Raw genomic sequence first — 21,953 nt, 5'->3', positions numbered from 1 at the left:
TCAGGGGCGGGGCCAGGGGTTGGGGCGGCAGCCGTCCAGGGACTTGGACTGCTGGAGCATCACCGGGGCCAGGCGGCCTCTGCCCGGACAGGGGCGGTGGCTGTGGCCCAGGCCGTGGCCGACCTCGTGGTTGATCACGTAGTGGCGGTAGCGGGCCAGGTCGCCGTGGTACTGGGGGACGCCTCGGGCCCAGCGGACGGCGTTGATCACCGAGCGGTGGCCGTCCCAGCAGGACAGGTCGCCGCCGGTGTTCAGGGGGAGGCAGAGGTGGTCGGTCAGCCGGGGGCTGGTCAGGGCCACGCTGAGGCGTACCGGGCCGTGGGCGACGCGCTGGAAGCGGCCCCAGCCGCGTGGGTCGTTGAGGGTGTGGTGGACGGCTTCGGCGAAGTCCCCGGGGTGGAAGGGGAGGCCGCGCTCCACCTCGACCATGTACCGCACCACTGGGGCGCGGCCGGGGCGCGGTTGTGCCCGGCCTTTGACCACGGTGTAGCGGCCCGAGGCGGAGACGGGGACCTTGACCCGCCGGCCGGGCCCGGAACCCTCCGCCGCGACCCGTTCACGTTCCGGCCGCCCGGTGCCCGGCCGCTCGGCGTCCGCCTGCTCGGCGTCCTGCCGCCCGGCGGCGGGCCACACCACGTCCGGCCGCTCCACGGCCGACGGCGACACGCCGGGCCACGCCGCGTCCGGCCCCTCAATGCCTGAGCGCCACATGTCCGTCCGCTCGACGTTCCAGGCGGGCGCGCCGGCCGTGGATCCCGGAGCGGCGGCGTCGCCGCAGGCGCTCGCCGCGAGCAACACCACCAGCAGCACCGGCACCCGCACCCGACTCTCCCCACATGATCACGTGTGGGGAGAAGACGATCATACGCCGGGATCGACCGCATAGGGCCCCAGGTCGATCTCCGGCGTTTCGCCCAGAACCAGCGATGTGGCCAGCATCCCGGCATAGGGCCCCGCGGTCAGCCCGTAGGCGCTGAGGCCGGTGACCGCGACCACCGTTCCGTTCAGGCGGGCGATGAGCGGGCGCTCGCCGTCCATCACCGGTCGCAGCCCCGACCGGGTCTCGGCGACGCTCGCCGAGGCGAGGCCGGGCGCCAGCCGTACCCCGGTAGACAGCACGTCCGCCAGCCCCGCCACCGTCACCCGCGCGTCGAAGCCGGCGTCCTCCCTCGTCGCCCCCATGACCACCCGCGAGCCGGGGAAGCCCAGCAGGTACGGCCCGCGCCGCGGCAGCACGATCGGCCAGCCCGAGGTGTCCACCCCGTCGAGCACGGCGTGCACGATCTGGCCCCGCCACGGCCTGACCGGCAGGTCGGCCCCGAGGGGCGCGCACACCTGGCCTGTCCAGGCACCGGCGGCCACGACCACGGCGTCGGCGGGCAGGGGCGTGCCCTCGCCGGGCGAAGCGTCGTGGTGGAGCATGACGGTGTCGTCGGGCAGGAGTTCGGCGCGGCCGTGGAGGAGCGCGACGCCGCCGGCCACGGCGTCGGCGAGGAGCGCGTCCCTGACGGCGCGGCCGTCCACCCGCGCCGCGCCGGGCACGTGCAGGGCGCTCAGGCCGGGGGCCAGGGGCGGGAAGAGCGCCGCGGGGTCCGGGATCTCCGTGATCTCTCCCATTTCCGGCGCGTCCGGATATCTGTCCGCAAGCAGGCGGCGTACCGGCTCCAGTTCCGCCCGATCCTCGGCCACCAGCAGCGCTCCGACCCGCGTGTATCCGGCGCCGATCTCCGGGTAATGACGGGCGGCGGCCCGTGCCAGCTCGTACCAGGCGGGGTCGTCCTCGTGGTCCACCCACGGGCAGACGATCCCCGCCCCCGCCTCCGTCGCCTGCCCGGCCAGCCCGGCGTCGACCACCGTCACCGCCACCCCGCGGCGGCTCAGGTGGTACGCGGCGCTCGCTCCTGCGATTCCCTTGCCGATCACCACAACCCTCATACCAAGATGATCGCAGCGGGGATAACGTCGGTCACATGGCAGTGGTACTGATCGGAACGCTGGACACCAAAGGGCCGGAGTACTCCTGGCTGCGCGACCGCCTCGCCGGGCTGGGCAGCGAGGTGATCGTGGTCGACACGGGCGTCGGGCCGTCCGGGCTCGCCGCCGACTTCCCCGCCGCCCAGGTGGCCTCGCTGGCCGGGGCCGATCTGGAGGCGCTGCGGGCGGCGGGGGACCGGGGCGCGGCCGTCACGGCGATGGGGGAGGGGGCGGCCAGGGTCCTGGCGGACCTGCACCGGGCGGGACGGGTGGACGGCGTGCTGGCCGTAGGCGGCAGCGGCGGCTCCTCGATCGCCGCGCGGGCCGTGCGCGACCTGCCGATCGGCCTGCCCAAGCTCATCGTCTCGACCATGGCCTCCGGCGACGTCGCGCCGTACGTCGGAGCCAAGGACGTCACGCTCATGTACTCCGTCGTGGACATCGCGGGCATCAACCGCGTGTCCCGCGCGATCCTGGGCAACGCCGCCGCTGCCGTCGCCGGCATGGCCGGGCAGTACGCGGCGCGCGGCCCGGAGCGGGACGGCGACCGGCCGCTGATCGGGGCCTCCATGTTCGGCGTCACCACCCCGGCCGTCGACGCGGCCAGGGCCAGGCTCGACGAGCTCGGCTACGAGGTGCTCGTCTTCCACGCCACCGGCTCCGGCGGGCGCGCCCTGGAAGGCCTGGCCGAGAGCGGCATGCTGGCCGGGGTTCTCGACCTCACCACGACCGAGCTGGCCGACGAACTGGTCGGCGGCGTCCTGTCGGCCGGACCCGACCGGCTCACCGCCGCCGGACGGCACGGCGTCCCGCAGGTCGTCGCCCCCGGCGCGCTCGACATGGTCAACTTCGGGCCCCGCGACACCGTGCCGGAGCGGTTCGCCGATCGCACGCTCTACGTGCACAACCCGACCGTCACGCTCATGCGCACCACCGAGTCCGAGATGGCCGAGTTGGGCCGCGAGATCGCCGCCAAGCTCGCGCGGGCCGGCGGGCCGGCGGTGCTGTTCATCCCCGAGGGCGGCGTCTCCGCGCTCGACGCGCCCGGAATGCCCTTCCACGACCCGGCGGCGGACGCTGCGGCCTTCGCCGCACTGGCCGCCTACCCGCGGACCGTGCGCCTGGCCGCGCACATCAACGACCCGGAGTTCGGCCGTGCCATGGCCGACCGGCTCCACCTGCTGATCAAGGGGGACCAGTGAACAGGCAGACGGTTCTGGAACGGCTGCGCCGTACCGCCGGGGACGGCAGGCCGATCATCGGCGCGGGCGCCGGGACGGGCCTGTCGGCCAAGTGCGCCGAGGCGGGCGGCGTCGACCTGATCATCATCTACAACTCCGGCCGCTACCGGATGGCCGGGCGCGGCTCGCTGGCGGGGCTGCTGCCGTACGGGGACGCCAACCAGATCGTCGTGGACATGGCCGCCGAGGTCCTGCCCGTGGTGCGCGACACGCCGGTGCTGGCGGGCGTGTGCGGCACCGACCCGTTCCGGATCATGCCGCTCTTCCTCGACCAGCTGAAGGCCATGGGGTTCGCGGGAGTGCAGAACTTCCCGACCGTAGGCCTGTACGACGGCGTCTTCCGGCAGAACCTCGAAGAGACCGGCATGGGCTTCGACCTGGAGGTCGAGATGGTCCGGCTGGCCCGCGAACGCGACCTGGTGACCGCCCCCTACGTCTTCGACGAGGACCAGGCGCGGGCCATGGCGCTGGCCGGGGCCGACGTGCTCGTCCCGCACGTGGGCCTGACCACGAAGGGCTCCATCGGCGCGGGGACCGCGCTCACCCTGGATGAGGCGGTGGCCCGCGTCCAGGCGATGCGCGACGCCGCGGTGGCCGCGCGGCCGGACGTGATCGTGCTGTGCCACGGCGGCCCCATCGCCGAACCCGCCGACGCCGCCCACGTCCTGCGCCACACCAAGGGCGTGGCGGGCTTCTTCGGCGCCTCGTCGGTGGAACGCCTGCCGACCGAGCGCGCCATCACCGAGCAGGTGGCCGCATTCAAGAACCTGGAGGTCTGATGCTGGTAAGTCCGGACAGGGTGACGACGATGACGTTCGACTGGGGGTCGATCAAGTGGTTCGTCACGCCGTCGCTCATCCCCGGCGCCGGCTCCACGCTCGGCGAGGTGATCGTCAACCCGGGCAAGGGCCACGCCCGTCACAACCACCCGAACGCCGAGGAGGTGATCTACGTGATCTCCGGCGAGGCCACGCAGATGGTCGGCGACGGCGAGCCGTTCCCGATCAAGGAGGGCGACACCGTCCACATCCCGGCGGGCGCGTACCACTCGACGTTCAACAGCACGTGGCGCCCGCTGCGGCTCATCGTCACCTACACCCCGGGCGGCGAGGAGAAGGCGCTGGAAGGCGCCCCCGGCTACTGCCTGCACGAGGCGGGCACGATCGCCGAATGGCGCCAGGCCTGACCGGTCCCTAACCGTCGGCGGCCCAGCCGTGGGTGCGCTTGAGCAGGGCGGCGACGCGGGCGAACCGCTCGCCGTCCAGCACCGCGCCCTCCCGCCTGATGTCATCCTCGTCCAGCACGAAGACCCGGTCCATGCGCAGGAAGGACGGCTTGCCGTCGCGGTTCCAGGCGCCGATCGGGAACCATTCGGGCCCGTCGTCCCCGCGGCTGGACACCATCAGCCCGAGCAGCCTGCGCCCGGTCCTGCCCACGATCAGCAGCGGACGGTCCTTGCCCCGCGACGGGTCCTCCTCGTAGGGCACCCAGGCCCAGACGACCTCCCCGGGATCGGCCAGGCCGTCCAGGTCGGGGGAGTAGGCCAGGCTCGCGGCCCGGTCCACCGTGTAGATCTCCCGCACCGCGCCCCGCGCCGGACGCGGGTCCTCTCCTGGATCACGCACGCGACGGAGCTTACGACCCCAACCCCCCGAAAGGCCACCACCCCGCCACTCCGGGGTCCTGATCGAGCGCATGAGGTTTCCCCGCCGCGGGCCAAGGGCGCGGTCGTCACGGCGGGCCGCCCCGCACGGTGGGCGGCCGTTTCCTGGAAGGTCGCCCGCCAGGTTCGGCGGGTGGGGGTGGGGGCGGCCTGCCGTAACGCGTCAGAGGCCCGTCTCTCGTCAGAGGCCCGCGGAGCGGAGACCGCACCGACGCTCAGGGGGAGAGATGGCGGCGCAGGTTGGTGAGGTGGACGCGCCAGCCGGCGCGGTGGTCGGCGGCGGTGGCGGGTCCGTCGGGGAGGTTGTCCCAGCCGGCCTCCAGCACCCGGACCACCGTCCCCGCCTCGGCCGCGGTCAGGGTGATCTCGACGGCGGTCGCGACAGGACGGTCGGTGTCGGACCAGGTGAAGCGGAACATCCGGCCCTCTTCCACCTCCGTCACCACACCCTGCGTGAGCATCGGGTGGCCGGAGTCGTCGCTCCAGCGCTCCTCGACCTTGCCGCCCGGGGTGACGTCGAGGTCGATGTAGCCCCACCACTCGGCGCGGTCGAGCGCGTCGGTCAGGGCGCGCCACACGCGCTCGGGCGGGGCCGGGATGAGGAGCGACTCGTCGACGATCATGCGAGGGTCCTCTCCGGGGCGAGCTGGCGGCGCAGCGCGGCGGGCGTGTGGCCGAGGTGGCGGCGTACGGTGCGGGTCAGGTGCGCCTGGTCGGCGAAGCCCAGGTCGGCGGCGAGCGCGGCCAGGCTGGTCTCGCCCTGCTCCAGCCGGTCGAGGGCGCGGCCCACCCGCACGCGGTTGCGGTAGTGGGTGAGGGAGACGCCGACGGCGCCGGTGAAGGCCCGGCTCAGCCGGAACGGCGACACGCCCAGCAGCTCCGCCAGGGGAAGGAGCCCGGCGGCGGCCGGATGGAAGGCGTCGATCGCCTCCCTCGCGCGCGCGACGATCGCCTCCGCCGCGCCCGCGCCCGGCTTGGCGGAGTCGCGCAGGGTGGCGCCGAGCAGGGCGAGCAGGGCCTCGGTCAGCGCGTACGGCACGTCGCCCGTGCGCGCGGCGGCCAGCAGGCGGCGGTGGGCCAGGTCGAGCCCGCCGTCCACGTACACGGCGGAACGCACCTCCCGCCCGTCCGTCAGCTCCTCCCACAGCCGCGCCGAGACGCACAGCGACGTGCACTCATCACCCCCGGCCGGATGCGCGAAATGCTCCTCTTCGCCTGGCTTGCCCACATACGCCATCGCCGGATCCACGTCGGCGGCCCGCCCGTCGGCCATGCGGCGGAAGCGCCCCCGGCGCGCCAGCACCACCCGGAAGTCGGAACTGACCTCGGCCGCGCCCCAGCGGCGGTGGTCGTCGACACAGGTCACCGCGTCGAGGGTGAATCCGGGCCCCGAGCCCAGGCGGACGCTTGAACGCATGCCGGGAACGTTACGCGGCGAGTACGACAATCCCGCAAGGATGTTCAAGACCGCCCGGAGCCCCAGGCGGCAGGCTTGCGGCCATGAACGACATGATCTCCATCGTCATCAACAGCGGCGACCCCGTCGCGCTCGCCGCCTTCTACTCCAAGGCCACCGGCTGGCCGGTCACCTCGGACGGCGCCGACTTCGCCACGCTGAAAGGCGGCGCGATGGCGGTGTCCTTCCAGCGCGTGGCGGGATACCAGGTCCCGGTCTGGCCGGGGCCGGGCCATCACGTCCACCTCGACTTCGCCGTCGCCGACCTCGACGCGGCGGTCAAGGACCTGGTGGCGCTGGGTGCCGGCCTGCCGGAGGAGCAGCCGGGCGGCGGCGACTGGACGGTGCTCACCGACCCCGAGGGGCACCCGTTCTGCGTCATGGCGGGCTGACCCATGGCCTCCATACGGATCTCGGCCGTGGTCGGCGCTCCCGCCGCGACGGTGTGGGCGGCGCTGCGGGACGTCCACGACCTGCCGCGGCTCGCGCCCGGCTTCGTGGTGAAGAGCGAGCGCGACGGCGAGCGCAGGGTCATCACCTTCGACAACGGGGCGGTGGCCACGGAGCTGATCGTCGACGTCGACGAGGCGGACCGCCGGGTCGCCTACGCGATCGTGGACAGCCCGCTCGCACTCGTCCACCATCACGCGATCTCGCAGGTCGTGGAGGCGGGCGAGGGGCGGTGCACGTTCGCCTGGCAGGCCGACTTCCTGCCGGCCGACCGGGAGCCGGTCGTGCGGGCCTTCATGGAACGCGGGCTGGCGGCCCTCATCCGGGCCCACGGGAAGGCCCTCGACTAGAATCCCGTTCTGTGTCCCAAGCCTTCTTCGAGCTGAAGGGCGGGGAGTTCCTGCCCGCCCCCCACGCCCACAGCCCCTGGTCCCCCGACATGCTCCACGGCCGCCTGCTCGGCGGGCTGGCCGCCCGCTGCCTGGAGCTGGAGCACCGCTCGGACGGGCTGCGCTTCGCCCGGCTCACGGTCGACCTGTTCAAGAACAGCCCGCTGCTGCCCGTGCGGGTGGAGACCGTCCGGGTCAGGGACGGGCGCCGGATCCGGGTCGCCGACGCCACCCTCAGCACCGGGCAGGGCGTGATCGGGCGGGCCTCCGCCGTACTGCTGAGAGAGGGTGAGCAGCCCGGCGGCGAGCGCAACGACACACCGGCGTGGGGCGAGCGGCCGCCCTCGCGCCCGCCCGCCGAGCTGGACTGGCGGCCACCCTTCGACCTGTGGCGGCTGACCGCGTGGGACACCGCCGGACCGCGGCGCGTGTGGATGCGCGAGAACCGGCCGCTGGTGGGGCAGGAGGAGCTCAGCCCGTTCACGCGGGCGGCGCTGGCGGCCGACTTCGCCAGCCCGCTGAGCGGGTCGGGGACGCTCGGCGTGCAGTTCATCAACGCCGACTTCACGCTCACCCTCGCCCGCGAGCCGGCCGGCGAGCTGATCGGCATGCAGGCCGCGGGGCACCTCAGCGCCGACGGGATCGGCACCGGCGACTGCGTCCTGCACGACGCGGACGGGCCGATCGGCTACTGCGTGGTCACCGCCGTGGCCAACCCGGTGCCGCTGGGCGCGGGCTAGGTCGGCTGCCGATCGTCGCGGTCACCAGGCTCCACTCGAGGCGGGCGGCGCCGTCGGCCCGGTGCGCGGCGTGGGCGCGCTCCACCCGCGGTTCCCCGACGAGGATCCCGCGTGGCGGCACGGCCGGCCCTCCGCGCCGCCACGTGCGCAGGTCGGACGAGCGCAGCACGCCCGCTCCCGCGCGCTCGGAACACGGCAGCGGCCGGGCCCCGCGATGACGGACCGGCTTGCCCGTCACCACGACGCCCCGTCCGCCGCCGGGAACGTCCACCTCGATCGGCCGGCCGGTTCAGGTCGCGCCGCCGTCCGCCGCCCCCGAGCCGGCGAACACGGTGACGGGGCCGCCGGCACCCGGAGCCGCCACGTCCACGTCCATGGCGCAAAGCCCAGTCGAAGCGGGCGCCGGGGGCAAGCGATGTCAGCGGATGTTCAGCGGTTCTTCGCCCGTCCGGCGCCTGCGGGTCAGGAGCCGGTGGCGCGCTCCCCGCGGTCGCCCGACCAGTCGGTGTGGAAGGCGCCCTCGCGGTCCACCCGGTGGTAGGTGTGCGCGCCGAAGTAGTCGCGCAGGCCCTGGACCAGCGCGGCGGGCAGCCGGTCGCGGCGCAGCCCGTCGTAGTAGGCAAGCGCGGAGGAGAAACCCGGGGTCGGGACGCCGATGCGTACCGCGGTCGTGACCACGCGCCGCCACGCGTCCTGCGCGGCGTTGAGCACCGCGGCGAACTCGGGGGCGGCCAGCAGCGTCGCCAGGTCCGGGTCGGCGTCGTAGGCGGCGCGGATCCGGTTGAGGAAGCGGGCCCTGATGATGCAGCCGCCGCGCCAGATGGTGGCCATGGCGCCGGGGTCGACGTCCCAGCCGTACTCCTTGGAGGCGGCGGCGATCTGGTCGAAGCCCTGCGCGTAGGCGACGATCTTGGAGGCCAGCAGCGCCTGCCGTACGTCCTCGATGAGCTCGCGGCCCCCCACGCCCGACAGCGACGGACCCTCGAGCGAGCGGGCGGCGGCGCGCTGCTCCGGGTGGCCGGACAGCGCGCGGGCGAAGACCGCCTCGGCGATGCCGGTCACGGGCACGCCGAGATCCAGGGCGCTCTGCACGGTCCAGCGGCCGGTGCCCTTCTGCTCGGCCTGGTCCACCACCACGTCCACGAACGGCTTGCCGGTCGCCTCGTCCACCTGATCGAGCACGTCGGCGGTGATCTCGATGAGGTACGACTCCAGCTCGCCCTTGTTCCACTCGCGGAAGACCTCGGCCAGCTCGGCGGGGGTCGCGCCGAGAGCCTGGCGCAGCAGGTCGTAGGACTCGGCGATGAGCTGCATGTCCGAGTACTCGATGCCGTTGTGCACCATCTTCACGAAATGCCCGGCGCCGTCGGGGCCCACGTGCACCGCGCACGGCACGCCGTCCACCTTGGCCGAGATGTCCTGCAGGATCGGCCCGAGCGCCTCCCACGACTCCACGGAACCGCCCGGCATGATCGACGGGCCGTTCAGCGCGCCCTCCTCGCCGCCGGAGATGCCGGTGCCGACGAAGTGGATGCCGCGCTCGCGCAGCGCCGCCTCACGGCGCCGGGTGTCGGCGAAGTGCGCGTTGCCCCCGTCGACGATCATGTCGCCCGGCTCCATGTGCCCGGCCAGCTCCTCGATCACCGCGTCGGTGCCCGCTCCGGCCTTCACCATGATGATCGCGCGCCGCGGCCGCTTCAGCGACGCGACGAAACCCGCCACGTCGTGCGCGGGAAGGAACGTCCCCTCGCCGCCGAACTCGTTCACGAGGTCGTCGGTACGGCTGGCCGTCCGGTTGTGCACCGCCACCGCGTACCCGTTCCTGGCCAGGTTGCGGGCCAGGTTCCGGCCCATGACCGCGAGGCCCGTGACGCCGATGTCTGCCAAATCCATGTTCAGGCTCCTTTGCCGGTGATACGCAGGATCAAGCCCGGGGGTTCGGAGGGATATTCCCCATGCAACCATGAGGCGTATGCGAACCATCATCGCGGGTGGACACGGTCAGATCGCGCTGCGGCTCGCGGCGCTGATGGGCAAGGACGCGGTCGGGCTGGTCCGCAATCCCGGCCACGTCGCCGACGTGGAGGCCGCGGGCGGCTCCGCCCTCGTGTGCGACCTGGAGCACGCGCCGGTGGACGAGGTGGCCGCGCTTTTGGCAGGTGCGCGGGCGGCCGTCTTCGCCGCCGGGGCCGGGCCGAACAGCGGGGCGGCCCGCAAGGACACCGTGGACCGGGGCGCCGCCGTCCTGCTGGCCGAGGCCTGCGAGCGGGCGGGCGTGCGGCGGATCGTGCAGATCTCCTCGATGGGGGCGGGCTCACCGCCCGACCTGTCCCGGGGTGAGGTGTGGGCCGCCTACATCACCGCCAAGACGGCAGCCGAGGACGACCTGCGCGGCCGCGACCTGGACTGGACCATCCTGCGCCCCGGCCGCCTGACCGACACGGGCGGGACGGGCTCGGTCCTGCTGGAGCCGTCGGTGCCGGGCGGGTCCGTGCCGCGTGCCGACGTGGCCGCGGTGGTGGCGGAACTGCTGCGTACCGGGGCGGGGGTGGGAGACGTGCTGGAACTGATCTCCGGCCCGACCCCCATCCAGGAAGCCTGCGCCCGCTACACCCACTGACCCTCCCCAACCCCACCCACCCGCCGCGCGTTGCTCTCCGCCCGCCCCTCACACTCGCACCCCCACGCGTCGTCCCCCACGCGGGCCCGCCCATCCACGTCCCGCGCCTCCTCCGCGCGTTGCCCCCTGCCCGACCGCACCCTCACGCGTTGACCCTCGGCGGCGCACCTCCTGGGGGTTGACCGCCCCGGGTGGCTTCGGGGTGGTGGGCGGGTTGGGAACTTTGCGGAAACCTGGGGTTGTTTGTCCGGGTTTCCGGTAATGGGCCTCTCCGGAGAGGGGAGAGGTCATGTCGGAAGCATCGCCGTTCGGGTCGTTCTTTGGCAGGGATCCGTTCCGCGGATTCGAGGAGCTCACAGGCCGGGTCTTCGGCGGGATGGACGCGTGGCCGCCCTCCCGTCCCAGCGTCCAGCGCGTGGACGTGGGCAAGCTCCTCAGCCAGTCGGCCCGCGACATGCTGACCAGCGCCCTGGAGATCGCCGCCCGCCGCGGCGCCCATGACCTGGACGTGCTCGACCTGCTCGACGCCGCCACCCAGGACGACCCCGGCCGCGCGCTTCTGCAGACCTCGGGCGTGGACGCCGACCGCCTGCACGACCGCATCGCCGCCCTCACCGGAGCCGGAGCCGCCGGTCAGCCGCCCGACACGTTGAGCCCGGCCGCGAAGCGGGCCATTCTCGACGCGCAGCGCGTGTCCCGAGCACTGGGTTCCTCCTACATCGGCCCCGAGCACCTGCTGCTCGCCCTGGCCGCCAACCCCGACTCCAGCGCCGCCCGCCTGCTGGCCGAGCAGGGCGCCTCCGCCAACGAACTGCAGCAGGCCCTCATGTCCGGCGCCGCCCAGCCCGGCCGCCGTACCGAAGGCGCGACCCAAGGCTCCGGCGAGACGCCCGCCCTCGACGAATACGGCCGCGACCTCACCGAGGAGGCCAGGCAGGGCAAGATCGACCCGGTGGTCGGCCGTGAGGACGAGATCGAGCAGGCCATCGAGGTGCTCTCGCGCCGTACCAAGAACAACCCGGTCCTCATCGGCGAGCCGGGCGTCGGCAAGACCGCGATCGTGGAGGGCATCGCCCAGCGCATCGTCAACGGCAGCGTCCCCGACACTCTCAAGGACCGCCGCGTCATCGCCCTCGACCTGACGGGCATGGTCGCCGGCTCCAAGTACCGCGGCGAGTTCGAGGAGCGGATCAAGAAGGTCATCGACGAGGTACGCGAGCACGCCGACGAGACCATCGTCTTCATCGACGAGGTCCACACCCTGGTCGGCGCCGGCTCCGCCGAGGGCGGCATGGACGCGGCCAACATCCTCAAGCCCGCCCTGGCCCGCGGCGAGCTCCACGTCATCGCCGCCACCACGATCGACGAGTACCGCAAGAACATCGAGAAGGACGCGGCGCTCGAACGCCGCTTCCAGCCGATCCTCGTCCCGGAGCCGACGGTCGAGCAGACGGTGGAGATCCTCGCCGGCCTGCGCGACGCCTACGAGGCCCACCACCAGGTCCGCATCACCGACGAGGCGCTGGACGCCGCCGCCACGCTCTCCGACCGCTACATCTCCGACCGGTTCCTGCCGGACAAGGCGATCGACCTCATGGACCAGTCCGCCGCCAGGGTACGGCTGCGCGCCCGCACCCCCGGCGCCGACGTACGCGAGCTGGAGGAGCGCCTCGACAGCCTCCACCGGGACAAGGACCAGGCCGTCTCCAGCGACGACTTCGACCGCGCCAAGGAGCTGACCCGCGAGATCGACAAGCTCCGTCCCGAGCTGGAGAACGCCCGCCACGGCGACGACAGCGTCCCCGAGGTGTCGGTCGCCGACATCGCCCAGGTCGTCTCCCGGCGCACCGGCATCCCGGTGGCCCAGCTGACCGAGCAGGAACGCGACAGGCTCATGCGCCTGGAAGAACACCTCCACCAGCGTGTCATCGGCCAGGACGAGGCCGTGGTCGCGATCGCGGAAGCCGTTCGCCGCGCCCGCGCCGGCCTGTCGGACCCGAACCGCCCGATCGGCAGCTTCCTGTTCCTCGGACCGACCGGCGTGGGCAAGACCGAGCTGGCCCGCGCCCTGGCCGACGCGCTGTTCGGCGGCGAGGACCACATGGTCCGCATCGACATGAGCGAGTTCCAGGAGCGCCACACCGTCTCCCGGCTGATCGGCGCCCCGCCCGGATACGTCGGCTACGAGGAGGCCGGGCAGCTGACCGAGGCCGTGCGCCGCCGCCCCCACGGCGTGATCCTGCTCGACGAGATCGAGAAGGCCCACCCCGACGTCATGAACATCCTGCTCCAGATGCTCGACGACGGCCGGCTCACCGACGGGCAGGGCCGTACCGTCGACTTCACCAACACGATCGTCATCATGACCAGCAACATCGGCGCCCAGCTCATCCTCGACTCCACCGGCGACGAGGCCGAGCTGGAAGAACGCCTCATGGACCTGCTGCGCCACTCGCTCCGCCCCGAGCTCCTCAACCGGATCGACGAGACGATCATCTTCAAGCGCCTGGAGAAGGAGGAACTGCGGCAGATCGTGGACCTCCTGCTGGAGAAGACCCGCCAGCGCCTGAAGGGCCAGGACATCGGCATGGAGGTCACCGACGCGGCCAAGGACTGGCTGGCCGAGAAGGGCTACCAGCCGGAGTTCGGCGCGCGCCCGCTCCGCCGCACGGTCCAGAGGGAACTGGACAACCGCCTGTCCACGATGGTGCTGACCGGCGAGGTGGGGGAGGGCGGCACGGTCAGGGTGGACGCCGGCACCGACGACCGTCTCGTGCTCCGGGCCACCACCCCAGAACCAGCCGCCACCTCCGAAGAGGTCCCTGAACAAAGCGGGGAATCCTCCAGCTAGACCCACCGGACCCGCCACCCTGTCCCAAGGCGCCGGCGGGCTCCGGGTCCGTCGAGCCGTGCCGCGCCGACGCCTGACCGCTGCCCGCAAGGCGCCGACGCCTGACCGCTGCTCCCAAGGCGCCGGCGGCCCACCCGGCCACCGTGCTCCAAGGCGCAGACGGCTCGCCCGGCCACTGCGCCCGAAGGCGCCGGAGGGTCCTCGTGCCGCGCGACGGCGGCTCGCCACCGTGTCCCAGGGTGTGGGCGCTTCGGGTCCGTTGTGCCGCGCTCGGGGCAGGTCGGGCGGCTTGCTTCGCCGCCCTGGCCGGGGACTCGGTGGGCTGCTCCTGTGGGTCCTGCCCCGTGGTTCTGGACCGCGGCCCCGGCCGGTCGCGGTGAGATCGGGCGGGGGTGTGGGCGGTGGCTTGGCGGGGTGGGGGAATGGCCGGGCGGCCGGTGGGGTGTGGGTGGATCTGGTAGTTATGGTCGGGTGCGAATCAAGCCCTTGGCCGCGCTCGCGGCAGCCGTACCCCTGGTGGCCGGATGTGCGGCCGGAGCCGCCGGGTCGTCGTCGAGCGCGCAGAGCAGTGCGCACCCGCTCGGATCCGGCACCGCCGGCGGCACGGAGCGTTCGAACGTGACCACCTCCAAGACACCTGCGGCGAAGCGGCCCAAGGTGCCCGCGGGCACCACCGCGGGGTATGTCGTGTTCGACCGGACCACGGGGAAGATCGTTGTTCACCAGAACGCGCGCAGGAAGTTCCGGTCGGCCTCGGTGAGCAAGATCCTCATCGCGATCGACTTCCTGGAGACCCACAAGAGCGTCCAGGCGGGTGACGCGCGGCTGCTGCGGATCATGCTGCGGTCCAGCGACGACGGCGCCGCCACCTCGTTCTGGAACCGGGGCGGCAAGGGCGCGATCATCACCCGGATGGCCCGCAAGCTGCGCCTGTCCGACACCACGCCGCCGCCCGCCTCGAAGCCCGGTTTCTGGGGGTACGTGTCGCTGAGCGCGTACGACATCGTCAAGACCTACCGCTACCTCCTCGACACCGCCGACCCGCGCGTGCGCGACCTCGTCGTCGGCCACCTGCGCAAGTCCACGCGGTGCGGGACCGACGGCTTCGACCAGTCGTTCGGCATCCCCGGCGCGATCCCGCGTCCGTGGGCGGTGAAGCAGGGGTGGTCGGGGTTCGGCCTGACGCCTCCGGTCCGGTGCGCGAACACCACCGCGGCGGCCGAGATCATCCCCGCCTCCGCCGGGGCGCCGATCGGGGGCGGCCCCATCAGCGTCCTGGCGGCCAACGCGCGCGGCACCACCGTCCCCGACTACGGCCACCCCGTGCTCCACACCACCGGCCTGCTCGGCAAGGACGACCGCCTGATCATGGCCCTGCTGACCGCCCACCCGGCCGCCGGCACCTGGGACGCGTCGGTGAAGCGCATCAACAAACTCGCCGCCGACCTGTATCGGAGCGTCTCCTGACCTTCCGCGGGCCTTGACGTCTTCTGAGCGTCCGCGGGCCCCATGAGTTACGGCTACCGCCCCCCACCCCGCACCGCCGACCCCGGCGGGCGCCCGTCGAGCGCCGCTCGTGAGGGCTCACGGCGTACTCGCCGCGACGCCGCCCCGTGGGCCGGTTCCCCGGTCAGGGCGTTGCCCCGGGCGTCCAGCGCGTGAGACGAGGCGACGGCCGGGAATTGTCGGTGGGCCGGGTTAGGGTCGGGCCGTGATCACTGTTGAGGACGTGCGGCAGGTGGCGTCGCGGTTGCCGCGCTCGTCGGAGCATCTTATCCGGGACCGGGTCAAGTTCCGGGTGGGCAGCATCGTCTATGTCGCCTTCTCCAGGGACGAGACGATCATGGGGTTCGGGTTCCCGAAGGAGGAGCGGGAGGCGCTGGTGGCGGCGGAGCCGGAGAAGTTTCTCATGCCGTCCCAGGGTGACCTGCGCTATCAGTGGGTCCAGGCCCGGATGGCGGCGCTGGAGGTGGACGAGATGCGGGAGCTGGTCGTGGAGGCCTGGCGGATGACCGTGCCGAAAAAGGTGTATGCGGAATATCTCGCGGCGCAATGAAATATCATTCTAAAACGCGTTGCACCTAATTAAATGGGACTAGCCCGGCGATCATCCGTCTGATAGATATTTCGCTCTGGTCATGTGAGCGGTATCGAATATCGGGCTTCCACAAAGGGTGAATCATGCGGGCGCTAGCCGACGAGCTCTTCCTGGTCGGCTGGGACACCACGAGCACGGGGCGTCCCCGGCTGCATGTCCAGGGAGTCGAACTGGGGCTGGCCGGGGCGCTCATCGCCGAGCTCGTGCTGGCCGGGCGGGTCGGGGTGCGCGGGTCCACGGTGCGGCTGGTCGATCCGCGGCCGGTGCAGGAGGTCGTGGCCGACCGGGTGCTCGCCGACATGGGCAGCATGCCGCAGCACACGGATCTGCGGACCTGGCTCGTGTACCTGTCGCAGCGGGCGGTCGACGACGTGTCCGGGAGAATGATCCTGGCCGGATTCCTGGAACGTGAAGCGCCGAAATTATGGCGGCGCAAGCCGGGCCGCTTTTTCGCCACCGATTTCGGTCCGGCCGCGTGGCCCAGAACGCGTCTCCACATGGCGCTCACCCGATGGCAGCCGCTCGACCCGCACGACATGGCGCTGGCCTCGCTGGTGGAAGCCTGCGGGATGACGGACGTCGTGGTGGAGGACCCGGCCGAGCGGAAGACCGCCCGGCGTCATCTGACCACCGTCCTGGCCGCGCTGCCGCCCCAGCTGACCGACCTGGCCCGTCACGTCCACGCCGCCGTCGGCGACGCCGTCCTGACCTACCGCACCTGACCGGCCCCGCCCCATGTCCGCTCACCGCCCACCCGGCTCTCCCCGGCGCCCCCGCCCTCCCCGGGGCCCCGGGTCCCCCGAAGGCCCCGGCTTACCGCGAACTCCCCGATTACCCCGAATCCTCAGGCCACCGCAAAGCCTCGGGTCACCGCAAAGCCTCAGGTCGCCACAGAGCCTCGGATCGCCGAGAAGCGCCGGACCGCCGCCAAGCCGTGAGTCACCCCTGAGCCGTGAGTTGCCCGTGGCCGGTGGGTTGGCCCTGGGCTGTGGGCTCCCGCGGGCGGCCCCGGGTCGCCGACCTTCAGTAGGTGTGCCGGGCCTCAGGGAACGCCCCCACCCGGGCCGGCGGGACGCCCCCCACTGACCAGCAGCATCCCAACCCCTCCACAGAAAGGATGCCGATGGAAACCCCCCAGCCAGACCCGATCACCCGCGCTCTGGCCGCCGATCGGCTCGGCGCCCCCTCGGTCGTCTACTTCGTCCTCTCGGCCGCCGCCCCGCTCACCGTCGTGGCCGGCGTGATGACCACCGGCTACAGCGTGACGAAGATCACCGGTCTCCCGGTCGCGTTCCTGGTGGTCGGACTGGTGCTGGCGTTGTTCGCGATCGGTTACGTGGCGATGGCCCGCCACATGGCCAACGCCGGCGCCTTCTACACCTACGTCAGCCGCGGCCTCGGCCGTCCCGCCGGCATCGCCTCGGCCTGGGTGGCGCTGATCGCGTACAACTCCCTCCAGGTCGGCCTCTACGGCGCGTTCGGCGCGGCCGCCACACCCATCGTCGAGCGGTGGTTCGGGACGGCGCCGCCCTGGTGGGTGCTGTCGCTGATCGTCTGGGCGCTGGTCGCGGTGCTCGGCGTCATGCGCGTCGATGTGAACGGCCGCCTCCTGGCCATCCTGCTGACGCTGGAAGTGGCCGTCATCCTGCTGTTCGACTTCGCCGACCTGGCCAACCCTGCCCCCGGCGGCCTGTCGCTGGAGACGTTGTCGCCGGGCGCGCTGTTCGTGCCGGGCGTGGGGGCGCTGCTGGTGATCGCGACGCTGGGGTTCGTCGGGTTCGAGTCGTCGGTGGTGTTCTCCGAGGAGAGCCGCGACCCGCGCCGCACCGTACCCCTCGCCACCTACTCCTCGATCGTCATCATCGCCTGCCTGTACGCCCTGTCGGCCTGGGCCATGACGGTGGCCACCGGGCCGGGCAACATCGTGGCCACGGCCACCAGGGACGGCGCCGAGACGATCTTCGTCCTGGCGGGTTCGCACCTGGGCTCGCTGGTCGTGGACATCGCCCGCGTCCTGTTCGTCACCAGCGTGTTCGCCGCGATGATCTCCTTCCACAACACGACCGCCCGCTACTTCTTCGCGCTGGGCCGCGAGCGCGTGCTGCCCGCCGTCTTCGGCCGCACCCGCCCGCGCAGCGGCGCCCCGCAGGCGGGCTCGATCGCCCAGAGCGTGCTGGGCCTCGTGGTGATCGTCGTCTACGCGGTGCTCGACCTCAACCCGCTGGTCCAGCTCTTCTTCTACGGCGGCGCGTTCGGCGGGTTCGGAGTCCTGCTGCTGATCTTCACCACCTCGATCGCGATCATCGTGTTCTTCGTGCGTGAGCCGAGCGGGGAGAGCGCGCTGCGCAGGCTCGTCACGCCGGTGCCGGCGGCGATCCTGCTGGCGGTGATGGTGTGGCTCGGCTGGACGAACATCGACGCGCTGCTCGGTGTGCCGCCGGGCGACCCGCTGACCTGGATCCTGCCGCTGGTGTACGTGGCGGGGATGGCCTTGGGCGTGGTCTGGGCGCTGGTGCTGCGTGCCCGGCAGCCCGCGGTCTACGCCCGGGTCGGCCTCGGCGCCAAGGCCGTCACCGCGCACGAGGCGGCCCGGTGAACGCGCGCCCGGCGCCCTGACGGTTCGGGCGGGCCGGGGCCTCGGGCCCCGGCCCGGTCCGGCGGCGTAGCATGGCGATCATGGAGGAACCCGACTGGCACGGCTGGCACACCGGCTACGACGCCCCAGGTTCTCCGTTGTGGCGCAGGCTGAGGGTGGTGCGCGCGGCGATCTCCGACGTGCTCGACGCCGGCGCGCGTACCGTGGTCAGCCTCTGCGCGGGCCAGGGCCGCGACCTGCTGCCCGTCCTGGCCGCCCACCCCGGGCGCGCGGGGGTGAGCGCCCGCCTGGTGGAGCTCGACGAGCGCAATGTACGGCTGGCGCGGCAGTCCGCCCCGGAAGGCGTCGAGGTCGTCGCGGCCGACGCCGCCCTCACCGACGCCTACGCCGGAGCCGTCCCCGCTGACCTGGTCCTGGTCTGCGGCGTCTTCGGCAACGTCAGCGACGCGGACGTGCGCCGCACGATCGGCTGCCTGCCGATGTTGTGCGCACCCGGCGCCACCGTGATCTGGACCCGCCACCGCCGCGAGCCCGACCTGGGACCGCGGGTGTGCTCGTGGTTCGCCGAGGAGGGCTTCGAGCTGGAAGGGCTCACCCGGGAGGACTTCACGGTCGGCGTCCACCGCTACACCGGGCAGCCCCGGCCGCTGGAGCCGGGCCTGCGGATGTTCACCTTCTGACCCGGCTCAGGTGGTGGTCAGCGACTCCTCGTAGGCCTTGAGCACCTGCTTGCGGCGCTTGGCCGGGAGGCGGTCGATGTAGAGGTGACCGTCGAGGTGGTCGCTCTCGTGCTGCAGGCAGCGGGCCATCAGGCCGGTGCCTTCGACGGTGACGGGGGCGCCGGTGAGGTCCTGGCCGTGGACGGTGGCGACGTCGGCGCGGGGCAGCGGCGCGTACTGGCCGGGCACCGACAGGCAGCCCTCGTCGCCCGGGTCGAGGTTGCGCTCGCCGACCGGCGGGAGTTCGAGCGTGGGGTTGACGACCACGCCCACCTGGCGCTCGCCGTCGGCGTCGGGGCAGTCGTAGATGAAGACGCGCAGGCCGACGCCGATCTGGTTGGCGGCCAGGCCCACGCCCTTGGCGGCGTACATGCTGGCGAACATGTCGTCGACCAGCGCGGCCAGTGCCTCGTCGAACCGGGTGACCGGCTCGCAGGGGGTGTGCAGCACCGGATCCCCGACGTACACGATCGGACGGACCTCTCCCACGACGGACGCCCTCCCTAGATGCGAAAGATTCGCAACAAGTGTACGGCACCGCTGGTCTTGCCATATGAGACCCATTATTCCAAACTCTGAGATCCCGGCTAGGGTGACTCTCATGTACACACATGGCCACCACGAGTCCGTCCTGCGCTCCCACCGCTGGCGCACCGCCGAGAACTCGGCCGGGTACCTCCTGCCCCACCTCCAGCCGCACATGAGCCTGCTGGACGTCGGCGCGGGACCCGGCACCATCACCGCCGACCTGGCCACGCGCGTCGCCCGCGTCACCGCCGCCGAGGTCACCGACGAGGCGCTCCAGCTCTCGCGCGACGAGGCGGCGGCCAGGGGAGCGGGCAACATCGACTTCGCCGTGGCCGACGTGCACGCGCTGCCGTTCCCCGACGGCACCTTCTGCGTGACGCACGCGCACCAGGTGCTCCAGCACGTGGCCGACCCCGTGGGGGCGCTGCGCGAGATGCGGCGCGTCACCAAGCCGGGCGGGATCGTGGCCGTGCGCGAGAGCGACTACGCGGCGTTCGCGTGGTACCCGGAGCCGCCGGAGCTCGACGAGTGGATGAACCTCTACCAGCGCGCCGCCCGAGCCAACGGCGGCGAACCCGACGCCGGCCGCCGTCTGCGGTCGTGGGCCAGGCGGGCGGGCTTCTCCGACGTGACGGCCACCTCGTCCACGTGGTGCTTCTCGACGCCACAGGACCGGGAGTGGTGGGGCGGCATGTGGGCCGAACGCGTCGTCTCCTCCGCGCTGGCCCACCAGGCCACCTCGACCGGCCTCGCCACCGCGCCCGGCCTGGCGCGGCTGTCGGAGGGCTGGCGCACCTGGGCGGCCGACGAGGACGGCTGGTTCTCCATCCTCCACGGCGAACTCCTCGCCCGCGCCTGAGAAGGCACGCCCGGAGGCACCGGAGGCAGGGGCGGTGCGACCCCCGTGCGCTCAGAGGACGGCACCACCGCCCCTGTGGCCCGCCGAATGGTGGTGGGCTGAGGGCCGGTGACCCGAAGGCCGGCCAACAGCGGAGTCGTCACGGCGAGCGCCCCGTGAGCCCTCACGACCGGCGCTCGACAGACCTCAGCCCGCGACGGCGAGTCCGGGAAAGCCGGCGGGAGCCGTCACGTGAAAGAAGGGGGTCAGATGCCGAGCGTGGGCGTACGCTGCCAGCTGGGATCGCGGTAGAGGACGACGTCGGTGCCGTCGAGGAGCTCGTCGGGGGCGGAGATCATGGTGATCTCGCCGATGGACTGGAGCTCCAGGAGCAGGTCACGTACCCGCGGCCCCACCGGGAGGCGGCCCACCGGCAGGTCGAGGCCCGAGCGGATCATGTCGGCGATCTCCGACAGCCGGAACGGCCCGTCGAACCCGGCGATCACCCCCCGCACCGTGCTCATCGTGATCAGCTGTTCCGCCTCGGAGTGCGCCAGCTGCCAGATGATCTGCTCCCTGCGTCCCCCGCTGCCCGCGCAGTTGGTGCAGGGCCGGGTGACGCCGGGCGCCATCGTCTCCTCGCCGGAGCCGAGGCAGCCGGTGCACCGGTCGTTCTCGGCGGCGTGGAGCTCGGCGGGCATCCGGCCGGCGAACGAGGCGCCGCACGAGCAGGCGTAGGCGTCGTCGCCGAGCAGGGCGCCGGGAGTGGGCGAGATCGTGTGGTTCATCGTCGAAGACTCTACTTGCTAGAGTCCCCCGACCTGGAAGTTGTGGAGGAAGTGTGCTCTTTCGCCCCTCGGTCGAGTCTGATCTCGGCCGCCTGCTCGCCTGCACCGTCGATGACGGCATCAGCTGGGCCGACCCCGACCGGCTGACCGGCTTTCTGGCCGACGGGCAGTACCGGCACGACCGCATCTGGATCGCCGAGCGGGACGGGCGTGTCATGGCCCGCGCCGTCTGGTGGAGCTTCGCCGGCAGCGACAGGCCGATGGCGCTCGACTGCGTCTACGTCGACCCCTCCGTGGAGGACCGCGTGGCGCTCGCCGCCGACCTGCTCTCCCACGCCCACGAGGTGTACGGCACCCGGCCCGCCTACCACGTCTTCCTCCCGAACGGCTGGCGCGAGCGTCCCGCCGTCGCCGCGGCCATCGCCTGGCGGCAGGAGGCGGCGGCCCGCGCCGGGCTGACGTTCGAGCTGGAGCGGCTGCGCTACGAGTGGACCCCTGCCGACCCGCTGCCCGCGGCCTCCGGCAGGCTGGTGTTCAGGGCCGAGGAGGACGACGAGGTGTTCGCCGAGGCGTTCCGGCGGGTCGCCGAGGGCACGCTGGACCACGAGACGCGCGAGGCGCTGGCCACCATGGACCCGATCGAGCAGGCCAGGCAGGACGTCGAGGACTACAAGTCGATGCCGGGCGAGCGCTCGTGGTGGATGCTGGCCAACGCTCCGGATGGCGACCTGGTCGGCGTCGCGCTGCCGTCGGCCAACAACGGCGGGCCGGTCGTCGGCTACCTGGGCGTGGTGCCCGAGCACCGCGGCCACGGCTACGGCGACGACCTGCTGGCGGAGATCACCAGGTTCCTGGCCGGGCGGGGCGCGCGGCGGATCGCGGCGGACACGGATCTGGGGAACGTGCCGATGGCGCGTTCGTTCGAGCGGCTCGGGTATCGGAACTACTCGATCCGCCTCGTCCTGTCATCGGCCGAATAATCTGACAAAACGGGATTGTCGC

23 protein-coding genes are annotated in these 21,953 nt (G+C 72.7%); 15 read left to right on the top strand and 8 right to left on the bottom strand.

The features are described from left to right. Together ACIBHY_RS37740 and ACIBHY_RS37735 are read right to left on the bottom strand one after the other, a co-directional pair. Complete coding sequence (locus tag ACIBHY_RS37740) at positions 1-822, bottom strand: DUF3152 domain-containing protein (RefSeq protein WP_397309214.1); 822 nt, start codon at positions 820-822, stop codon at positions 1-3. A gap of 39 nt (positions 823-861) precedes the next feature. Then, on the bottom strand, positions 862-1,935 hold the full coding sequence (locus tag ACIBHY_RS37735) for an NAD(P)/FAD-dependent oxidoreductase (protein WP_397309212.1): 1,074 nt from the start codon (positions 1,933-1,935) through the stop codon (positions 862-864). A 35-nt stretch (positions 1,936-1,970) separates the two neighbouring features. Here ACIBHY_RS37735 and ACIBHY_RS37730 point away from each other — a divergent pair, with 35 nt between their 5' ends. The 3 genes from ACIBHY_RS37730 to ACIBHY_RS37720 are packed head-to-tail and all read left to right on the top strand — an operon-like array spanning position 1,971 to position 4,401. Further along, positions 1,971-3,176 (top strand): Tm-1-like ATP-binding domain-containing protein, encoded by a 1,206-nt coding sequence (locus tag ACIBHY_RS37730; protein WP_397309211.1) that lies wholly within the window; start codon positions 1,971-1,973, stop codon positions 3,174-3,176. Continuing rightward, entirely contained in the window at positions 3,173-3,994 is an 822-nt protein-coding gene (locus ACIBHY_RS37725) for a phosphoenolpyruvate hydrolase family protein (protein WP_397309210.1), read from the top strand. Before ACIBHY_RS37730 ends, ACIBHY_RS37725 begins: the two co-directional genes overlap by 4 nt. 29 nt (positions 3,995-4,023) lie before the next feature. Then, positions 4,024-4,401, top strand: a complete 378-nt coding sequence (locus ACIBHY_RS37720) for a cupin domain-containing protein (RefSeq protein ID WP_397255479.1) — start codon at positions 4,024-4,026, stop codon at positions 4,399-4,401. Between the two features lie 7 nt (positions 4,402-4,408). On the opposite strand, the gene ACIBHY_RS37715 is transcribed toward ACIBHY_RS37720, so the two are convergent. The 3 genes from ACIBHY_RS37715 to ACIBHY_RS37705 all read right to left on the bottom strand — a co-directional run bounded on the left by ACIBHY_RS37715 (position 4,409) and on the right by ACIBHY_RS37705 (position 6,295). Continuing rightward, on the bottom strand, positions 4,409-4,840 hold the full coding sequence (locus ACIBHY_RS37715; RefSeq protein WP_397255480.1) for a type II toxin-antitoxin system PemK/MazF family toxin: 432 nt from the start codon (positions 4,838-4,840) through the stop codon (positions 4,409-4,411). Positions 4,841-5,093: 253 nt separating this feature from the next. Next, the gene (locus tag ACIBHY_RS37710; protein ID WP_397309209.1) at positions 5,094-5,501 is read right to left on the bottom strand and encodes an SRPBCC domain-containing protein; all 408 of its coding nucleotides are present in this window, start codon (positions 5,499-5,501) and stop codon (positions 5,094-5,096) included. After that, the gene (locus ACIBHY_RS37705) at positions 5,498-6,295 is read right to left on the bottom strand and encodes a helix-turn-helix domain-containing protein (protein ID WP_397309208.1); all 798 of its coding nucleotides are present in this window, start codon (positions 6,293-6,295) and stop codon (positions 5,498-5,500) included. The genes ACIBHY_RS37710 and ACIBHY_RS37705 overlap by 4 nt, the downstream gene beginning before the upstream one ends. A gap of 83 nt (positions 6,296-6,378) precedes the next feature. Here ACIBHY_RS37705 and ACIBHY_RS37700 point away from each other — a divergent pair, with 83 nt between their 5' ends. From ACIBHY_RS37700 to ACIBHY_RS37690, 3 genes are read left to right on the top strand one after another with little or no spacing between them, the layout of a single operon-like run. Continuing rightward, complete coding sequence (locus ACIBHY_RS37700) at positions 6,379-6,726, top strand: VOC family protein (protein WP_397309207.1); 348 nt, start codon at positions 6,379-6,381, stop codon at positions 6,724-6,726. A 3-nt stretch (positions 6,727-6,729) separates the two neighbouring features. Then, the gene (locus ACIBHY_RS37695; RefSeq protein ID WP_397255484.1) at positions 6,730-7,134 is read left to right on the top strand and encodes an SRPBCC family protein; all 405 of its coding nucleotides are present in this window, start codon (positions 6,730-6,732) and stop codon (positions 7,132-7,134) included. An 11-nt stretch (positions 7,135-7,145) separates the two neighbouring features. Further along, complete coding sequence (locus ACIBHY_RS37690; RefSeq protein WP_397309206.1) at positions 7,146-7,913, top strand: thioesterase family protein; 768 nt, start codon at positions 7,146-7,148, stop codon at positions 7,911-7,913. A gap of 462 nt (positions 7,914-8,375) precedes the next feature. Here the strand turns inward: ACIBHY_RS37690 and gndA are convergent, their stop codons facing one another. Beyond that, positions 8,376-9,806: an NADP-dependent phosphogluconate dehydrogenase gene (gene gndA / locus ACIBHY_RS37685; RefSeq protein ID WP_397309205.1), complete on the bottom strand. Its 1,431-nt coding sequence runs from the start codon at positions 9,804-9,806 to the stop codon at positions 8,376-8,378. A 79-nt stretch (positions 9,807-9,885) separates the two neighbouring features. Between gndA and ACIBHY_RS37680 the strand changes: the two genes are divergently transcribed. The 7 genes from ACIBHY_RS37680 to ACIBHY_RS37650 all read left to right on the top strand — a co-directional run bounded on the left by ACIBHY_RS37680 (position 9,886) and on the right by ACIBHY_RS37650 (position 18,758). Then, on the top strand, positions 9,886-10,533 hold the full coding sequence (locus ACIBHY_RS37680) for an NAD(P)H-binding protein (RefSeq protein ID WP_397255488.1): 648 nt from the start codon (positions 9,886-9,888) through the stop codon (positions 10,531-10,533). A gap of 289 nt (positions 10,534-10,822) precedes the next feature. Continuing rightward, positions 10,823-13,384 carry an ATP-dependent Clp protease ATP-binding subunit gene (locus ACIBHY_RS37675; protein ID WP_397309204.1) on the top strand — a complete coding sequence of 854 codons (2,562 nt, stop codon included), beginning with the start codon at positions 10,823-10,825 and terminating at the stop codon, positions 13,382-13,384. A 471-nt stretch (positions 13,385-13,855) separates the two neighbouring features. Continuing rightward, the gene (locus ACIBHY_RS37670) at positions 13,856-14,851 is read left to right on the top strand and encodes a hypothetical protein (protein WP_397255490.1); all 996 of its coding nucleotides are present in this window, start codon (positions 13,856-13,858) and stop codon (positions 14,849-14,851) included. 244 nt (positions 14,852-15,095) lie between these two features. Beyond that, the gene (locus ACIBHY_RS37665) at positions 15,096-15,440 is read left to right on the top strand and encodes an MmcQ/YjbR family DNA-binding protein (RefSeq protein ID WP_397255491.1); all 345 of its coding nucleotides are present in this window, start codon (positions 15,096-15,098) and stop codon (positions 15,438-15,440) included. Between the two features lie 125 nt (positions 15,441-15,565). After that, positions 15,566-16,204, top strand: coding sequence for a GPP34 family phosphoprotein (locus tag ACIBHY_RS37660; RefSeq protein ID WP_397255492.1), 639 nt, complete (start codon positions 15,566-15,568; stop codon positions 16,202-16,204). A gap of 401 nt (positions 16,205-16,605) precedes the next feature. Beyond that, a complete protein-coding gene (locus ACIBHY_RS37655; protein WP_397309203.1) occupies positions 16,606-18,078 on the top strand; it encodes an APC family permease in 1,473 nt (490 codons plus the stop codon). Positions 18,079-18,158: 80 nt separating this feature from the next. Further along, on the top strand, positions 18,159-18,758 hold the full coding sequence (locus ACIBHY_RS37650) for an SAM-dependent methyltransferase (protein ID WP_397255496.1): 600 nt from the start codon (positions 18,159-18,161) through the stop codon (positions 18,756-18,758). A 6-nt stretch (positions 18,759-18,764) separates the two neighbouring features. Here ACIBHY_RS37650 and def read toward each other — a convergent pair whose 3' ends face one another. After that, positions 18,765-19,286, bottom strand: a complete 522-nt coding sequence (gene def, locus ACIBHY_RS37645; RefSeq protein WP_379623203.1) for a peptide deformylase — start codon at positions 19,284-19,286, stop codon at positions 18,765-18,767. 112 nt (positions 19,287-19,398) lie between these two features. Between def and ACIBHY_RS37640 the strand changes: the two genes are divergently transcribed. Beyond that, a complete protein-coding gene (locus ACIBHY_RS37640; protein WP_397255498.1) occupies positions 19,399-20,184 on the top strand; it encodes a class I SAM-dependent methyltransferase in 786 nt (261 codons plus the stop codon). Between the two features lie 245 nt (positions 20,185-20,429). Here the strand turns inward: ACIBHY_RS37640 and ACIBHY_RS37635 are convergent, their stop codons facing one another. Further along, entirely contained in the window at positions 20,430-20,951 is a 522-nt protein-coding gene (locus tag ACIBHY_RS37635) for a hypothetical protein (protein ID WP_397095864.1), read from the bottom strand. Positions 20,952-21,004: 53 nt separating this feature from the next. On the opposite strand from ACIBHY_RS37635, the gene ACIBHY_RS37630 reads away from it, so the two are divergent. Further along, entirely contained in the window at positions 21,005-21,931 is a 927-nt protein-coding gene (locus tag ACIBHY_RS37630) for a GNAT family N-acetyltransferase (protein WP_397309202.1), read from the top strand. The last annotated feature ends 22 nt before the right edge of the window (positions 21,932-21,953 follow it).

The sequence above is a fragment of the Nonomuraea sp. NPDC050547 genome, assembly GCF_044457345.1.
GTDB lineage: Bacteria > Actinomycetota > Actinomycetes > Streptosporangiales > Streptosporangiaceae > Nonomuraea.
Note: the sequence above shows the minus strand (reverse complement) of the source record. Positions and strands in the feature narration are given on the sequence as shown.